Origin of the sequence: Sulfitobacter sp. R18_1 (assembly GCF_017743915.1) — a bacterium.
In the GTDB taxonomy this organism is placed as follows: domain Bacteria; phylum Pseudomonadota; class Alphaproteobacteria; order Rhodobacterales; family Rhodobacteraceae; genus Sulfitobacter; species Sulfitobacter faviae.
In genome coordinates this window covers 123,856-136,451 of sequence record NZ_JAGHRG010000004.1, presented here as the reverse complement: position 1 = coordinate 136,451, position 12,596 = coordinate 123,856, and the positions used below count along the sequence as shown (strand labels likewise).

Genomic DNA, 12,596 nt, shown 5'->3' with positions numbered 1-12,596 from the left:
TAGGCGGGCGGGCTGCGGTAAGGCTGACGCGACATTCTAGGAGAGGCGCAATGGCCAACGATCTTTTCAACAGCTTCATGACCGGCCCCGACGAACAGGGCCGTTTCGGCGATTTCGGCGGGCGCTTTGTCTCGGAAACGCTGATGCCGCTCATTCTTGAGCTGGAAGAACAATATGAGAAGGCCAAGACCGACGACAGTTTCTGGGCCGAGATGCACGACCTCTGGACCCATTACGTTGGCCGCCCCAGCCCGCTCTACCACGCTGAACGGCTGACCGAGCATCTGGGCGGCGCCAAGGTCTATATGAAGCGCGACGAGTTGAACCACACCGGCGCGCATAAGATCAACAACGTGCTGGGGCAGATCATCCTCGCCCGCCGCATGGGCAAGAAACGCATCATTGCCGAGACCGGCGCGGGCCAGCACGGTGTGGCCACGGCGACGGTCTGCGCCAAGTTCGGCCTGAAATGCGTGGTCTACATGGGCGCGCATGATGTTGAGCGTCAGGCCCCCAACGTCTTCCGCATGCGCCTTTTGGGCGCCGAGGTGGTGCCGGTGACTTCCGGTCGCGGCACGCTGAAGGACGCGATGAACGACGCGCTGCGCGACTGGGTGACCAATGTGCGCGACACCTTCTATTGCATCGGCACCGTGGCCGGGCCGCACCCCTATCCGGCGATGGTCCGCGACTTCCAGTCGATCATCGGCAAGGAAGTCCGCACCCAGATGGAAGAGGCCGAGGGCCGTCTGCCCGACACGGTGATCGCCGCCATCGGCGGGGGCTCCAACGCGATGGGGCTGTTCTACCCCTTCCTCGACGACAAATCGGTGAACATCATCGGCGTCGAGGCCGGCGGCAAGGGCGTGGACGAGAAGATGGAGCATTGCGCCTCGCTCACCGGTGGGCGGCCGGGCGTGCTGCATGGCAACCGCACCTATCTGTTGCAGGACGACGACGGGCAGATCCTTGAGGGCTATTCGATCTCTGCCGGGCTGGACTATCCCGGCATCGGCCCCGAGCATTCCTGGCTGCATGACATCGGCCGTGCGCAATATGTCTCGATCACCGACCGCGAGGCGCTGGAGGCGTTCCAGCTCTGCTGCGCGCTCGAAGGGATCATCCCGGCGCTTGAGCCGAGCCACGCGCTGGCCCATGTGCTGAAGATCGCGCCGGAGCTGCCCGAGGATCACCTGCTGGTGATGAATATGTGTGGCCGAGGCGACAAGGACATCTTCACCGTCGCCCGCGCATTGGACTTCGACATGGGTGAATTCGCCTAAATTCCCATCCGAATCCGAGTCGAGTTTGACGGGTCCGCGTGAAAACGCGGGTCCGTTTTTTTATGCAGCGCCCCTCTGCGCGTGATTTGCGCATAAACTTTGGGCAGGGGCCGAACTTCTTTGCCGAAAAAGCGCGAAAAAACTTTCACATCGCGAAAAGACCGGCTAGCCTTTCGTTGCAGCCCGCGCGCCTGCCCGCGAAACCCCGTTTCGCCCTTGCAGGCTTGACGCTAAGGCAATCTACCCCCGTATTTCGCGCCCGATTGGCTTCGTAAACCAAAGTTTATGACGCTCTTACAGGGGTTTAGATCGGACGATTTAAACCCGGGGCAGATAGCCAATCCCCCCTCGAATGCCCTTTTCCCTGTCATCCCAACGACGCCGCGTCACCGATGAGCGGCTCGCAACCCAACCCGGGACTGAAAGGAACACGACATGAAAAACGCATTCGCAACCGCCACACTGATCCTTGCCACCGCAGGCACCGCCGCTTTCGCACAGGGCATGGAAGGCCAGCAGGTCGGCTATACCGCAGATAACGCAGATGCCGCCTATTCGACACGCAACGTCACTTCCGACGCTCTGAGCTTTGACGACCTGCGCGCCGAAACACCTGCCGAGGCGACAGCGACCGTATTCGTCACCACGCAAGACGCACAAGAAGATGGCCGTTTCGTCCGCTAAACGCGGGCCAAGGCTCCTCCCCCTAACTTTCTCCCCCGAAAGGCTAAAACGATGAAAAAGACACTCGCAACAACCGCACTGATCCTCGCCACCGCAAGCACCGCTGCTTTCGCTCAAGGCATGGAAGGCCAGCGCATCGGTTACAACGACAAGACCGACAATGGCGTTTCCTACTCCAGCCGCAGCGAAGCCGTGGATGAGACCAAGCTGGAAATCTTCCAAGACGGTATCCTGCGCGCCGAAGACCTCTCCGACGTGACCATCACCGTCTTCCCGACCGCGCAGAGCGACGCTTCGGTCAACCGTTTCCCGCGCTGATCACTGCGCGACCCTAACTTTCCCCCGAAAGGACACGACATGAAAAAGACACTCGCAACCACCGCCCTGATCCTTGCCACAGCAGGCTCCGCCGCTTTCGCACAGGGCATGGAAGGCCAGCAAATCGGCTATAACAACAAAGCCGATGCAGGCGTTTCCTACGCCAGCCGCAACGACGCTGTCGACAATGTGAAACTGGACATCTTCAACAACGGCACCTTCCGCGCCGAAGACACATCTGACGTGACCGTCACCGTCTTCCCCGCCGCGCAAAACGCCGAGAAAGTGAACCGCTTCCCGCGCTGATATCGGCTCGATGCCTGCTAACGCATTGCGGTAAAACAGTCTTCCGGCCAGCCAAGCAACCCTGAACTGGCCTCAAGAGAATGCACTCGCCCCCCGGGGCGGGTGCCAAATCACTAAGGGTTGATCAGGGCGCATGCCCGCCATCCCTTGCACTTCGGTGCGCCGCGGTTAAATACGGCGAACACCAAGGCAAGGCTTCACCATGAATAATAAGAAAAAGATCGCACTGTGGGTTATCGCCGCTCTACAGTTCAACGCCACTGTCTATTTCGTGCTCGTTTTTGCACTGGAGGGGCGCGGCGTGACGCTTTTCGGCACCCCGCTGGCCGACATTGGGCCGAACAAGGGCATTCAGGTTTTGGGTCTGATTCTCGGGGTCGTTCTGGGCTGGATGGCACTGCGGATGAGCCTCCAGCGGGCCGAGCGGGCAGAGACGGCACTGCGTCATTGTACGGTGGAATTCGCCGATGTGCTCGAAGAACACTTTCGCGAATGGCACCTTACCCCGGCAGAGCGCGACGTGGCGATTTTCCTCACCAAGGGTTTGAATACACGCGATATTGCCGAGATGCGGGGCACGTCCGAAGGCACTGTGAAGGCGCAGACCAATGCGATTTACCGCAAGGCGGGCGTGACCGGGCGGACCCAGCTTCTCAGCACCTTTATCGAAGACTTGATGGACGATTCCCTGATGCCGCGTCCCAAGTCGAAACTGCATCTCTGCCACGCGGCCTAAGGGCGGCGTGGCGCCTCAGCGCGTCAGTTCCAGAATATCGAAATCGCTTTCCACTGCCGGTGACGGGAACAACAGCCGCGCGCGGGTGGGGCTGACCCGCTGGAACACGGCCACGTCGCTTTGCACTTTCTCGCCTGAGGTGAAATCTTCGGGTAGATCGGCATAATCGGGCGGGGTTTCGCCCCGGACATAGCCCACCCCGGCATAGATCGCGCGGCCTTCGCGCAGGGTGATGTCACCCTTGGTAAGCTGTGATCCGGTGAGTTTTTCAAAGGTGAAGCCGCGATCACTGGCCGTAAAGCGGCATTTGAACGGGCTATAGGCCACAAGCGGGCTGATCCCGCCCAGCTTGATCGTGCGGCAAGACCAATCGCCCTGCAAATCGGCGGAGAATGCGACCTGAGGCTGCCCAGAGAGCGCGCGGGTTAAAATCGCCACATCCCCCGCGTCGCCCCCGTTCAGCGCTTGCATCATGGCATCGCCAAAGGCGGCGTCGAAGGTCTCCAACCGGGCGCTATCGGCGGGGCGGAGCGTGGTTTCCGCCCAAGCGGTGACGGGCAGAAGCAGCAGGAGGGGCAAGAGGCGCAGGCGCATGGTTAATCCTCACTCGGGTCGATGGCATGGTCGCGCAGCACCTCCAGCGGCACGATATCGAGCGCGCGTAGATGCGTGGCGGCCAGATGCACCCGTGGGGCGCAGCCCTCATCCGCGGCTTGCAGGAACCGCGCGGCACAGAGGCACCATGCGTCTCCCGGCTTCAGCCCGGCAAAGCCGAACTCGGGGCGCGGGGTGCTGAGGTCATTGCCGACATATTTCGAATAGGCCAGAAACTCCGCCGTCATCACCGCGCAGACCGTGTGGCTGCCCTGATCCTGCGCGCAGGTGTTGCAATGACCATCGCGGAAAAAGCCCGTGACCGGATCGGTCCCGCAGATGGCGAGGGGCTGGTTCAGAACGTTGATGCTTTCGTCCGGGCTCATGGCTTCCTTTCTGTCTCAGCTGTCCTCGTCGAGTGAGGCCGCGATCTGGCGGAAAATCTCGATGTTCTGTTCCGCCACCCCGGCCTCACGGAATTTGCGATCGGCGGCATTGGTGGCGATGACCACATCGCGGGCGCTGTCGACATAGATGTACTGCCCATAGATGCCGCGCGCCATATATTCCCCCTCGGGCGCGCCCTGCGGGATCCACCATTGATAGCCATAGCCGATGCGCCCCTCGGCGGTGGGGGCGGTGGGGCTGGTCGATTCTGTTACCCAGTCTTCGGGCACGATTTGCTGGCCGTTCCATTGCCCACCTTGGGCGAACATCTGGCCGAAACGGGCATAGTCGCGCGTGGTCATATTGAGGCCCCCGAGCACGAAGGCGGTGCCGGAGCCATCGACGATGTAATAGGGCGCATGTTCCAGCCCCAAGGGCGCGATGACCTTCTCGCTCAACAACTCAGGCACGCTGCGCCCGGTGGCACCGCGCACCACCATGCCGATCACATGGGTGTCGATCGACACATATTGCCACTGGCTGCCCGGCGCGGTGAAGGTCTCGGACAATTCGGCGGTGAAATCGTCGAGCCTGCCGCCAAGCGCCACCACCCGGCCCATGCGGTTGATGTCCGAATCGTAGTCCAGATAATCTTCGTCAAAGGTGACGCCGCTGGCCATATGCAGCACGTTGCGCAGGCTGGCCCCGTCATAGGCGCTGCCCTTCAGGCTGGGGGCGTATTTGGTCACCGGATCGTCGAGGGATGCGATCTGGCCCTCCTCCAGCAGGATGCCCACCAGCGCCGAAAGATAGCTTTTCGCCACCGACCAGCTGATGCGGCGGTCCTCGGGGCCGGTGCCTTTAAAGTAGTTCTCATAGACGATGGCGCCGTCTTTCAGCACCACCAGCGCGGTCACGTCACGGGCCGCGATCCAGTCGTCCACCGCCTTTGGCAGTTCGGTTTCGGGGCCATAGGGAAGCTCGGTCGTCAGCCCGTCTCCGCGCGAAACGGGGGCGGAGAGGAAAGCACCGTCCATATGGCTGAAGTTGTGCACGATCTTCTCTTCGGAGAAGAGAGAGTTCACCGCCAAGAGCCGTTCGATCTCTTCCCGCTTCCAAAGACCGATGACGATGGCCGCCAGCAAAAGCGCCAGCAAGACCCGGCCCAGCCATTTTCCGAATGTACGCATGATATCCCCCCCTGTTGGCCCGCAGTGAACCACGGCGCGGGGGCGGGGGCCAGCCCGACATTGCGTCAGCAGGGGCGTGAGGCCGAAAGCGTCAGCGGAAGCGGTCCATCAGCTTTTGCAGCGGCGATTGGGGGTCTGCCTCCGGCTCGGGTTTGCTGGGGGCGGGCTTGGGCTGGGCTTCGGTGGGTTTCTTTGGCCCCTTGCTGCCGGTGCCCGAGCGGGGCGGGGCCACGCGCAGTGCCACGGCGTTCATAAACCGCCCGGTGTCGCCCCGTGCAAGATCCGCCGCCCCGTCTGAGACGCCGCGCAGCACATCGTCGAGCCAGCCTTCGTCTGCTTTGGGAAAGTCGCGCAGTACATAGCCCGCCACCGCGTCCTTATGGCCGGGGTGGCCGATGCCCATGCGCACGCGGTCATAGTCCGCCCCGATATGCGCGTGGATCGAACGCAGCCCGTTGTGGCCTGCATGGCCGCCGCCGGTCTTGCATTTGACCTTACCGGGGGCGATGTCCAATTCGTCATGAAAAACAATCACATCAGCGGGGTCGATCTTGTAGAACTTCATCGCCGCCTGCACCGATTGGCCGGAGTTGTTCATAAAGGTTTCGGGCTTGAGCAGCACCGCCCGGTCAGAGCCGAACCGCCCCTCGCTGACGCTGCCCTGAAATTTGCCTTTCCATGCGGAAAACCCGTGATCATCAGCAATGCGGTCCAGCGCCATGAAGCCGATGTTGTGACGGTTGCGGGCATATTTCGCGCCCGGATTGCCGAGGCCGACGATCAGTTTCATGGGCGAGGTCTCCTTTGGTTTCGCCTATCTTAACAAGCGGGGCGGGAGAATGTCCCCAAGGTCGCCGGAATTTTTTGTAAATTCCGGGGCGATTTCTTTGAAAGAAATCGGGCCCTAAATGCAAAACGGGGCCGCGTGATGCGACCCCGTTTCAGCACAGCCTTGCGGCGCGCTATTATTCACCGTCGGGCGGGCCCATTTCGGTTGTCGGCACTTCGTCCGCTGCCGTGTCGTCATCGTCGTCATCCGACGCGGCCAGACCAGCAGGTGCAGAGATCGTCGCGACGACGAAGTCGCGGTCGATCGTGGGTTTCACACCTTCGGGCAGGTCGACGCGGCTGATGGTCGCGCTGTCGCCGATTTCGAGGCCGGAGATGTCGACGGTCACATGCTCGGGGATGTCCGCGGCGGTGACGACCAGTTCAACTTCCGGACGGACCAGAGTGAGCACGCCACCCTTTTTCAGGCCGGGGCATTCTTCTTCGCCTTTGACTTCGACGTTGATGAACAGGTTGATCTTGGTGGTCCGCTTGAGGCGCATCAGGTCGATGTGCGTGGGCAGGTCCTTGACGACGTGGCGCTGAACGTCGCGGCAGATCACACGAACGTCGTCGTGGCCTTCAACCTTGAGGTTGAACAGGGTCGCTTTGAAGCGGCCTGCGCGCAGCTTGGTCAGCAGCTTGTTGAAAGGGATGTTGATCGGCAGCGGCTCTTTGTCGCCACCAAATACGATACCAGGAACCATGCCGTCACGACGTGCTTGGCGAGCGGCGCCCTTGCCTGTCCCCGCGCGTACCTGGGCTTCAAGATCAGGAATCTCTCCGGCCATTTTAGTCTCCAAATTTGTTAGGGCGGGAATCCTCCAAGGCTGTATTCCCGCGTGAAGCCGCGCGTATAGACCGGTTTTGCCCGGCTGGAAAGGGCAAAAGGGCGGGGGCGGCGCTATTCCTGCGGCGTGCGCAGATAGCCGTCCGCCGCCATGAGCCGGTCATAGAGGGCGAACTCCTTGGCGCGTGCGGCGCGCAGGCGGGATTCGACCTCCTGCGACAGGGGCGCGGGCAGATCGGGTGAGACGTTCTTGGGCTTAAGCTTGACCTCACGCCCCAGCCTTTCGGCCAGAAAATCGCGAAAGGCCGGTTGGCGTTCATAGGCGAAGAGGTGCTCGACCAGCAGGTCGCCGTGGTCAGAGGTCAGAAAGGAAAACTGGCTGCCGATCTGCGCGCGGGGCGGGGGCGTCTCGGAAATGACTTCAAGCGCGAAATCCTCGAAACTCAGCCGCTTGGTGCTGAGCGGTTTGCCATCCAGCCGGGGCTGGCTGCGGTAGCGATACCAGCTTCGGATTTGCTCGACAGGGTTGCGCATCACCGCCAAAGCCTCGGGGGAGGCCGAGAAGGTTTCCTGCAAAAAGGGCAGGACGCGCCGCCGATAACGCAGGGCAGTTACATGTTTGCGCCCCCGCGAAAAGATGATCTCGGCCTCGGGTTTCAGCGCCATTTCGACTGCGGTGGTCCCGGTTTTTGGCGTGGCGAGAAAGGTAAGGTTGCGGCTGAGAAAGATTAGCATGTGCCCGGATCGCGTGGCCGTTCCTGCCAGTCACCGCCGAAGTTGCGCGGGATCAGCAGGTTGTGCCGCCCGAGGTTGGCGATCTGCGTCTCTCCGCAGAGCGCCATGGTCAGATCCAACTCGCGGTGGATCACCTCCAACGCGCGGGTCACGCCCGGCTGCCCCATCGCGCCCAGCCCATAGATGAAGGCGCGCCCGATGTAGGTGCCCTTGGCCCCCATGGCCATGGCTTTGAGCACGTCTTGACCCGAGCGGATACCGCCATCGAGATGCACTTCGATCTGGTCGCCCACCGCGTCGAGGATCTCTGGCAGCATGCGGATCGAGCTTAGCGCCCCATCGAGCTGCCGCCCGCCGTGGTTGCTGACGATGATCGCATCGGCCCCGACTTTCAGCGCCATGCGCGCATCCTCGGCATCCAGAATGCCCTTGAGGATGACCTTGCCGCCCCATTGCTCTTTGATCTTGGCGATCTTGTCCCAATCGAGCGAGGGGTCGAACTGTTCCGCCGTCCAAGCACCAAGGTCGGCGTTGTCGGTGACCCCATGCACATGTCCTACGATATTGCCGAAATGCCGCCGTTTGGCACCCAGCATCTCGCGCCCCCAGCCCCATTTGGTGGCAAGATTGGCGAGTGTTTTGACTGTCAGTTTGGGCGGGGCGGAAAGGCCGTTTTTCAGGTCTTTGTGCCGCTGTCCGAGGATTTGCAGATCAAGCGTGATGACGAGGGCCGAGCAGTTCGCGTCCTTCGCGCGCTGGATCAGGCGGCTGACATAGTCCTGGTCGCGCATGGTATAGAGTTGAAACCAAAAGGGTTTCGTCGTCGCCTCTGCCACGTCTTCGATGGAATTGATGGACATGGTCGAGAGGGTAAAGGGCACGCCAAAGGCTTCGGCTGCGCGCGCGGCTTTGATTTCCCCGTCGGCGCATTGCATCCCCGTCAGGCCCACGGGGGCGAGGGCCACCGGCATGGCCACGTCTTCGCCGATCATCTGCGTTGCGGTGCTGCGCCCCGACATGTCCACCGCGACCCGCTGGCGCAGGCGGATTTGGTCAAAGTCGCTGCAATTCTCACGGAAAGTCTGCTCGGTCCAGCTGCCCGATTCCGCGTAGTCGTAGAACATCTGCGGGACGCGGCGTTTGTAGATACGTTTGAGATCGTCGATGCTGGTGATGACGGGCATGGGCCACCTGTGCTGAATGGGTTAACTTTTGGTAGCAACTGGTGGGGGGCTTGGCAATTGGGAAGGCTGCGGCGACGAAAAAGCCCGCGCGGCCAGTGGGGCAGCGCGGGCTTGGGGTCGTTTCCCAAAGCGAGGGGGGTTACGCTGAATGTGCCCCGTCGGCCAGTGACTTCACAAAGCCCAGCACATCCTCTGCGCTGTCGCCATTGGCGATCCGGCTGACGATGGCCGAGCCGATCACCACGCCGTCGGCCACTTCGGCGATGGCGCGGGCTTTCTCGGGCGTGTTCACGCCAAAGCCCACGATGACGGGCAGGCCGCTGGCCTTTTGAATGCGCGCCACCTCGGGCGAGACATCCGCGGCATTCGCCTCGGCCGAGCCGGTGATGCCGGTGATCGAGACATAATAGACGAAGCCGGAGGTGTTCTGAACCACGCGCGGCAGGCGCTTGTCGTCTGTCGTGGGTGTGGCAAGGCGGATGAAGTTCAACCCGGCGTCCTGCGCGGGCAGGCAAAGCTCGATGTCTTCTTCGGGCGGCAGGTCGACCACGATCAACCCGTCGATCCCGGCGTCTTTGGCCTCTTTCAGAAACGTCTCGACGCCCATGGAATAGATCGGGTTGTAATAGCCCATCAGCACGATCGGGGTCGTTTCGTCACTTTCGCGGAAGGCGCGGACCATTTCCAGCGTGCGGTTCAGCGTCATGCCCCCTTCGAGGGCGCGTTGACCGGCAAGCTGGATCGTCGGGCCATCGGCCATCGGATCGGTGAAAGGCAGGCCAAGTTCGATGATATCCACCCCGGCGGCAGGCAGGCCGCGCACGATCTCAAGGGAACGGTCGAAATCAGGATCGCCGGCCATCACATAGGACACAAACGCCTTTTTGCCGCGGGCGCGGAGGTCTTCGAATTTGGCGTCGATACGGGTCATGTGGCTTGCCTCATTTGGTGCTTTCCTCGGCAATGCCGAATGTCGCGGTGAAAATCAATCCACCGCGGGGCAGGGGGCGGCAAAATTCGCCTCCCGTGGTCGCCTATGGCACGCCGCGCCCTTCCATTTTTCGCAAAACCTCCTATCTCATGGGCCATGAACTATGTACTCGCCCTTTTCCTGCCGCCGCTGTCGATCCTGCTTATCGGACGGCCGATCCTGTCCATCGTGGTCTTCCTGATCTGGCTGCCCGCGATCATCTTCTCGGGCGGGTTGACGCATCCGATGTTCATTCTGCTCGCTTGGATCCTGATCTATCAGGCGCATCAGGACCGACGCGCGCGCTGAGCCTTGCGCTTTGCGGCCCTTACCCCTAACACACGCGCAGCTTTTATAGGGGTATCGTCATGGGTTTCAAAATGGGCATCGTCGGTCTGCCGAACGTCGGCAAATCGACCCTTTTCAACGCGCTGACCCGCACCGCTGCGGCGCAGGCGGCGAATTTTCCGTTCTGCACCATCGAGCCCAATGTCGGCGAGGTGGCGGTGCCCGATGCGCGGCTCGACAAACTGGCCGAGATCGCCAGTTCGAAAAGCATCATCCCCACGCGCATGACCTTCGTCGACATCGCCGGACTGGTGAAAGGCGCGTCGAAGGGTGAAGGTCTGGGCAACCAGTTCCTCGCCAACATCCGCGAAGTCGACGCCATCGCCCATGTGCTGCGCTGTTTTGAAGACGGCGACGTGACCCATGTCGAAGGCCGCGTTGACCCCGTGGCCGATGCCGAGACCATCGACACCGAACTGATGCTGGCCGACATCGAAAGCATCGAAAAACGTTTGCAAAACATCGTCCGCAAGGTGCGTGGCGGTGACAAGGAAGCGGTCCAGCAAGAGCGTCTGATGCGCATGGCGCTGGAAGCGCTGGAAGACGGCAAGCCCGCCCGCGTGGTCGAGGTCGATGAAGATGACGCCAAGGCTTGGCGCATGCTGCAACTGCTGACCACCAAGCCGGTGCTCTATGTCTGCAACGTGGGCGAATCCGAGGCCGCCGAGGGCAATGAACATTCCGCCAAAGTCGCCGAGATGGCCGCCGCACAGGGCAATTCCCATGTGGTGATCTCGGCCCAGATCGAAGAGGAGATCAGCCAGCTCGAAGCCGAAGAGGCTGAGATGTTCCTTGAGGAAATGGGGCTGAAGGAAGCCGGACTCGACCGTTTGATCCGCGCGGGCTATGAGCTTTTGCGCCTTGAGACCTATTTCACCGTCGGCCCCAAAGAAGCGCGTGCTTGGACCATCAAGTCCGGCACCTCCGCGCCCAAGGCGGCTGGCGTCATCCACGGTGATTTTGAGAAAGGTTTCATCCGCGCCGAGACCATCGCCTATGATGATTTCGTAAGCCTCGGCGGTGAGGGCCCTGCGAAAGAAGCAGGCAAGATGCGGGCCGAAGGCAAGGGCTATATCGTCAAAGACGGCGACGTGCTGCACTTCCTGTTCAACACCTGATCAGCGGGGCAGGGGCCGAGACCTCCGCCACATAAAAAGCCCGGCAGCGCGCGCTGCCGGGCTTTTTGTTTTTTAGGGCAACAGCTTACTTGCTGTCGTTGCCCGGGCCAAAGCCACCGTAGACATAGCCTTCACCGGGGCTACGCAGGGCGTTGCGCGTGCTCATCACGGTGTCGCGGTTTTTGTCGGTATCGGCGGTGTTCAGCATGATGTCGTTCGCCTTGGTCGAGGCATGCGGGTTCCGCATACGGTCGTTGTTGCCATAGACGTCGCTTGCGTCAGCGTTCACCGAAGTGTCGAGGAAAATGTCGTTGTGACGGGTGGAGTTGTCGGCAACGGCAGCGGTGGAGATCAAAGCGGCGGCGGCGGTGGTCATGATGAGTTTCATAGCGTGTTCCTTCAGGTCTCTATTAAATCGCGTCCTTGCGATGTCATCGTTTGTGGTGAAGTAACGGGCGCTCCGCCGTGAAAGTTTCGCTGCGGTTGCGAGTTTGGGGGGATGGCGGGGCGTTTTGCTTGTTCGAAGGAAGGCTGCAGTCTGTTTTTCTGTATATATTCAGTTATTTGCTATATCCCTCGCATTGTTTCACAAGTTATTCACGCTGCCGTGTAAGTTGCTACAGCCGCGCCAAATGGCCGGGAAATGCCAGTGGTTGGGGCTACTGGGATGGCTGCTTCTGCACAGCAGCACGGTCGATCACGCAGCATTCCGTCTCAGCGCGGCGGATCAGCGGGCGGAAAAAGAAACCCACCGCAAGAAATGCAGAATTTCCCACGAATTTCGCCTTGCCCCTCGGGCGCGACCTCTTTAGACGGGTCGACGGAGACGTGGCCGAGTGGTCGAAGGCGCTCCCCTGCTAAGGGAGTAGGCCCGGAAGGGTCTCGAGGGTTCGAATCCCTTCGTCTCCGCCACCCACACCTGCACGATAGCACCGCCCCCGTCCGGGCTGTCATCGCATGCGCCCCCAGCGTACCCCCGCTTTGCAACTTCGTTACATTTGCCCGGCACGGTCTTACCAGCCCTCCGCCTTATTCTCGGCAGAATTTTCGGCCAGTATTCTAAACATCCGGGGGGACCAGATCCTTGGCGATGACGGCGACACGCCCCATCGCTCAGCGAAAGGG

The 12,596-nt window shown here is 61.3% G+C and carries 16 protein-coding genes and 1 tRNA gene; 8 read left to right on the top strand and 9 right to left on the bottom strand.

What is annotated here, in order from left to right; genetic code table 11:
• The first annotated feature begins 50 nt into the window (after positions 1-50).
• The 5 genes from trpB to J7392_RS10025 all read left to right on the top strand — a co-directional run bounded on the left by trpB (position 51) and on the right by J7392_RS10025 (position 3,327).
• Positions 51-1,283, top strand: a complete 1,233-nt coding sequence (gene trpB, locus J7392_RS10045; RefSeq protein WP_209217425.1) for a tryptophan synthase subunit beta — start codon at positions 51-53, stop codon at positions 1,281-1,283.
• Positions 1,284-1,718: 435 nt separating this feature from the next.
• On the top strand, positions 1,719-1,967 hold the full coding sequence (locus J7392_RS10040) for a tryptophan synthase subunit beta (protein ID WP_209217424.1): 249 nt from the start codon (positions 1,719-1,721) through the stop codon (positions 1,965-1,967).
• 51 nt (positions 1,968-2,018) lie between these two features.
• Positions 2,019-2,285, top strand: a complete 267-nt coding sequence (locus J7392_RS10035; RefSeq protein WP_067263221.1) for a hypothetical protein — start codon at positions 2,019-2,021, stop codon at positions 2,283-2,285.
• A 39-nt stretch (positions 2,286-2,324) separates the two neighbouring features.
• A complete protein-coding gene (locus J7392_RS10030) occupies positions 2,325-2,591 on the top strand; it encodes a tryptophan synthase subunit beta (protein ID WP_209217423.1) in 267 nt (88 codons plus the stop codon).
• Between the two features lie 202 nt (positions 2,592-2,793).
• The gene (locus tag J7392_RS10025; RefSeq protein ID WP_209217422.1) at positions 2,794-3,327 is read left to right on the top strand and encodes a LuxR C-terminal-related transcriptional regulator; all 534 of its coding nucleotides are present in this window, start codon (positions 2,794-2,796) and stop codon (positions 3,325-3,327) included.
• Between the two features lie 15 nt (positions 3,328-3,342).
• Here the strand turns inward: J7392_RS10025 and J7392_RS10020 are convergent, their stop codons facing one another.
• The 8 genes from J7392_RS10020 to trpA form a co-directional block, all read right to left on the bottom strand.
• A complete protein-coding gene (locus tag J7392_RS10020; RefSeq protein WP_209217421.1) occupies positions 3,343-3,921 on the bottom strand; it encodes a DUF4893 domain-containing protein in 579 nt (192 codons plus the stop codon).
• A gap of 2 nt (positions 3,922-3,923) precedes the next feature.
• Complete coding sequence (locus J7392_RS10015) at positions 3,924-4,307, bottom strand: DUF2237 domain-containing protein (protein ID WP_209217420.1); 384 nt, start codon at positions 4,305-4,307, stop codon at positions 3,924-3,926.
• A gap of 15 nt (positions 4,308-4,322) precedes the next feature.
• Positions 4,323-5,498 (bottom strand): serine hydrolase, encoded by a 1,176-nt coding sequence (locus J7392_RS10010; protein ID WP_209217419.1) that lies wholly within the window; start codon positions 5,496-5,498, stop codon positions 4,323-4,325.
• A gap of 91 nt (positions 5,499-5,589) precedes the next feature.
• Entirely contained in the window at positions 5,590-6,288 is a 699-nt protein-coding gene (gene pth, locus J7392_RS10005; protein WP_209217418.1) for an aminoacyl-tRNA hydrolase, read from the bottom strand.
• Positions 6,289-6,463: 175 nt separating this feature from the next.
• Complete coding sequence (locus tag J7392_RS10000; RefSeq protein WP_209217417.1) at positions 6,464-7,117, bottom strand: 50S ribosomal protein L25/general stress protein Ctc; 654 nt, start codon at positions 7,115-7,117, stop codon at positions 6,464-6,466.
• 113 nt (positions 7,118-7,230) lie between these two features.
• The gene (locus J7392_RS09995; RefSeq protein WP_209217416.1) at positions 7,231-7,851 is read right to left on the bottom strand and encodes a hypothetical protein; all 621 of its coding nucleotides are present in this window, start codon (positions 7,849-7,851) and stop codon (positions 7,231-7,233) included.
• Positions 7,845-9,035 carry an alpha-hydroxy acid oxidase gene (locus J7392_RS09990; RefSeq protein ID WP_067261685.1) on the bottom strand — a complete coding sequence of 397 codons (1,191 nt, stop codon included), beginning with the start codon at positions 9,033-9,035 and terminating at the stop codon, positions 7,845-7,847. The genes J7392_RS09995 and J7392_RS09990 overlap by 7 nt, the downstream gene beginning before the upstream one ends.
• Positions 9,036-9,174: 139 nt before the next feature.
• Entirely contained in the window at positions 9,175-9,966 is a 792-nt protein-coding gene (gene trpA / locus J7392_RS09985; protein ID WP_209217415.1) for a tryptophan synthase subunit alpha, read from the bottom strand.
• A gap of 156 nt (positions 9,967-10,122) precedes the next feature.
• Here trpA and J7392_RS09980 point away from each other — a divergent pair, with 156 nt between their 5' ends.
• Positions 10,123-10,314, top strand: a complete 192-nt coding sequence (locus J7392_RS09980; protein ID WP_067261693.1) for a hypothetical protein — start codon at positions 10,123-10,125, stop codon at positions 10,312-10,314.
• 59 nt (positions 10,315-10,373) lie between these two features.
• The gene (ychF, locus tag J7392_RS09975; protein WP_209217414.1) at positions 10,374-11,471 is read left to right on the top strand and encodes a redox-regulated ATPase YchF; all 1,098 of its coding nucleotides are present in this window, start codon (positions 10,374-10,376) and stop codon (positions 11,469-11,471) included.
• 85 nt (positions 11,472-11,556) lie between these two features.
• Here the strand turns inward: ychF and J7392_RS09970 are convergent, their stop codons facing one another.
• The gene (locus tag J7392_RS09970) at positions 11,557-11,859 is read right to left on the bottom strand and encodes a hypothetical protein (RefSeq protein WP_067261696.1); all 303 of its coding nucleotides are present in this window, start codon (positions 11,857-11,859) and stop codon (positions 11,557-11,559) included.
• A 434-nt stretch (positions 11,860-12,293) separates the two neighbouring features.
• Between J7392_RS09970 and J7392_RS09965 the strand changes: the two genes are divergently transcribed.
• A tRNA-Ser gene (locus tag J7392_RS09965) sits at positions 12,294-12,383 on the top strand.
• Positions 12,384-12,596: the final 213 nt, after the last annotated feature.

Bases quoted from the DNA above. Each gene is read 5' to 3' on its own strand.
- trpB (WP_209217425.1), top strand. From the start codon at position 51: ATGGCCAACGATCTTTTCAACAGCTTCATGACCGGCCCCGACGAACAG.
- J7392_RS10040 (WP_209217424.1), top strand. From the start codon at position 1,719: ATGAAAAACGCATTCGCAACCGCCACACTGATCCTTGCCACCGCAGGC.
- J7392_RS10035 (WP_067263221.1), top strand. From the start codon at position 2,019: ATGAAAAAGACACTCGCAACAACCGCACTGATCCTCGCCACCGCAAGC.
- J7392_RS10030 (WP_209217423.1), top strand. From the start codon at position 2,325: ATGAAAAAGACACTCGCAACCACCGCCCTGATCCTTGCCACAGCAGGC.
- J7392_RS10025 (WP_209217422.1), top strand. From the start codon at position 2,794: ATGAATAATAAGAAAAAGATCGCACTGTGGGTTATCGCCGCTCTACAG.
- J7392_RS10020 (WP_209217421.1), bottom strand. From the start codon at position 3,921: ATGCGCCTGCGCCTCTTGCCCCTCCTGCTGCTTCTGCCCGTCACCGCT.
- J7392_RS10015 (WP_209217420.1), bottom strand. From the start codon at position 4,307: ATGAGCCCGGACGAAAGCATCAACGTTCTGAACCAGCCCCTCGCCATC.
- J7392_RS10010 (WP_209217419.1), bottom strand. From the start codon at position 5,498: ATGCGTACATTCGGAAAATGGCTGGGCCGGGTCTTGCTGGCGCTTTTG.
- pth (WP_209217418.1), bottom strand. From the start codon at position 6,288: ATGAAACTGATCGTCGGCCTCGGCAATCCGGGCGCGAAATATGCCCGC.
- J7392_RS10000 (WP_209217417.1), bottom strand. From the start codon at position 7,117: ATGGCCGGAGAGATTCCTGATCTTGAAGCCCAGGTACGCGCGGGGACA.
- J7392_RS09995 (WP_209217416.1), bottom strand. From the start codon at position 7,851: ATGCTAATCTTTCTCAGCCGCAACCTTACCTTTCTCGCCACGCCAAAA.
- J7392_RS09990 (WP_067261685.1), bottom strand. From the start codon at position 9,035: ATGCCCGTCATCACCAGCATCGACGATCTCAAACGTATCTACAAACGC.
- trpA (WP_209217415.1), bottom strand. From the start codon at position 9,966: ATGACCCGTATCGACGCCAAATTCGAAGACCTCCGCGCCCGCGGCAAA.
- J7392_RS09980 (WP_067261693.1), top strand. From the start codon at position 10,123: ATGAACTATGTACTCGCCCTTTTCCTGCCGCCGCTGTCGATCCTGCTT.
- ychF (WP_209217414.1), top strand. From the start codon at position 10,374: ATGGGTTTCAAAATGGGCATCGTCGGTCTGCCGAACGTCGGCAAATCG.
- J7392_RS09970 (WP_067261696.1), bottom strand. From the start codon at position 11,859: ATGAAACTCATCATGACCACCGCCGCCGCCGCTTTGATCTCCACCGCT.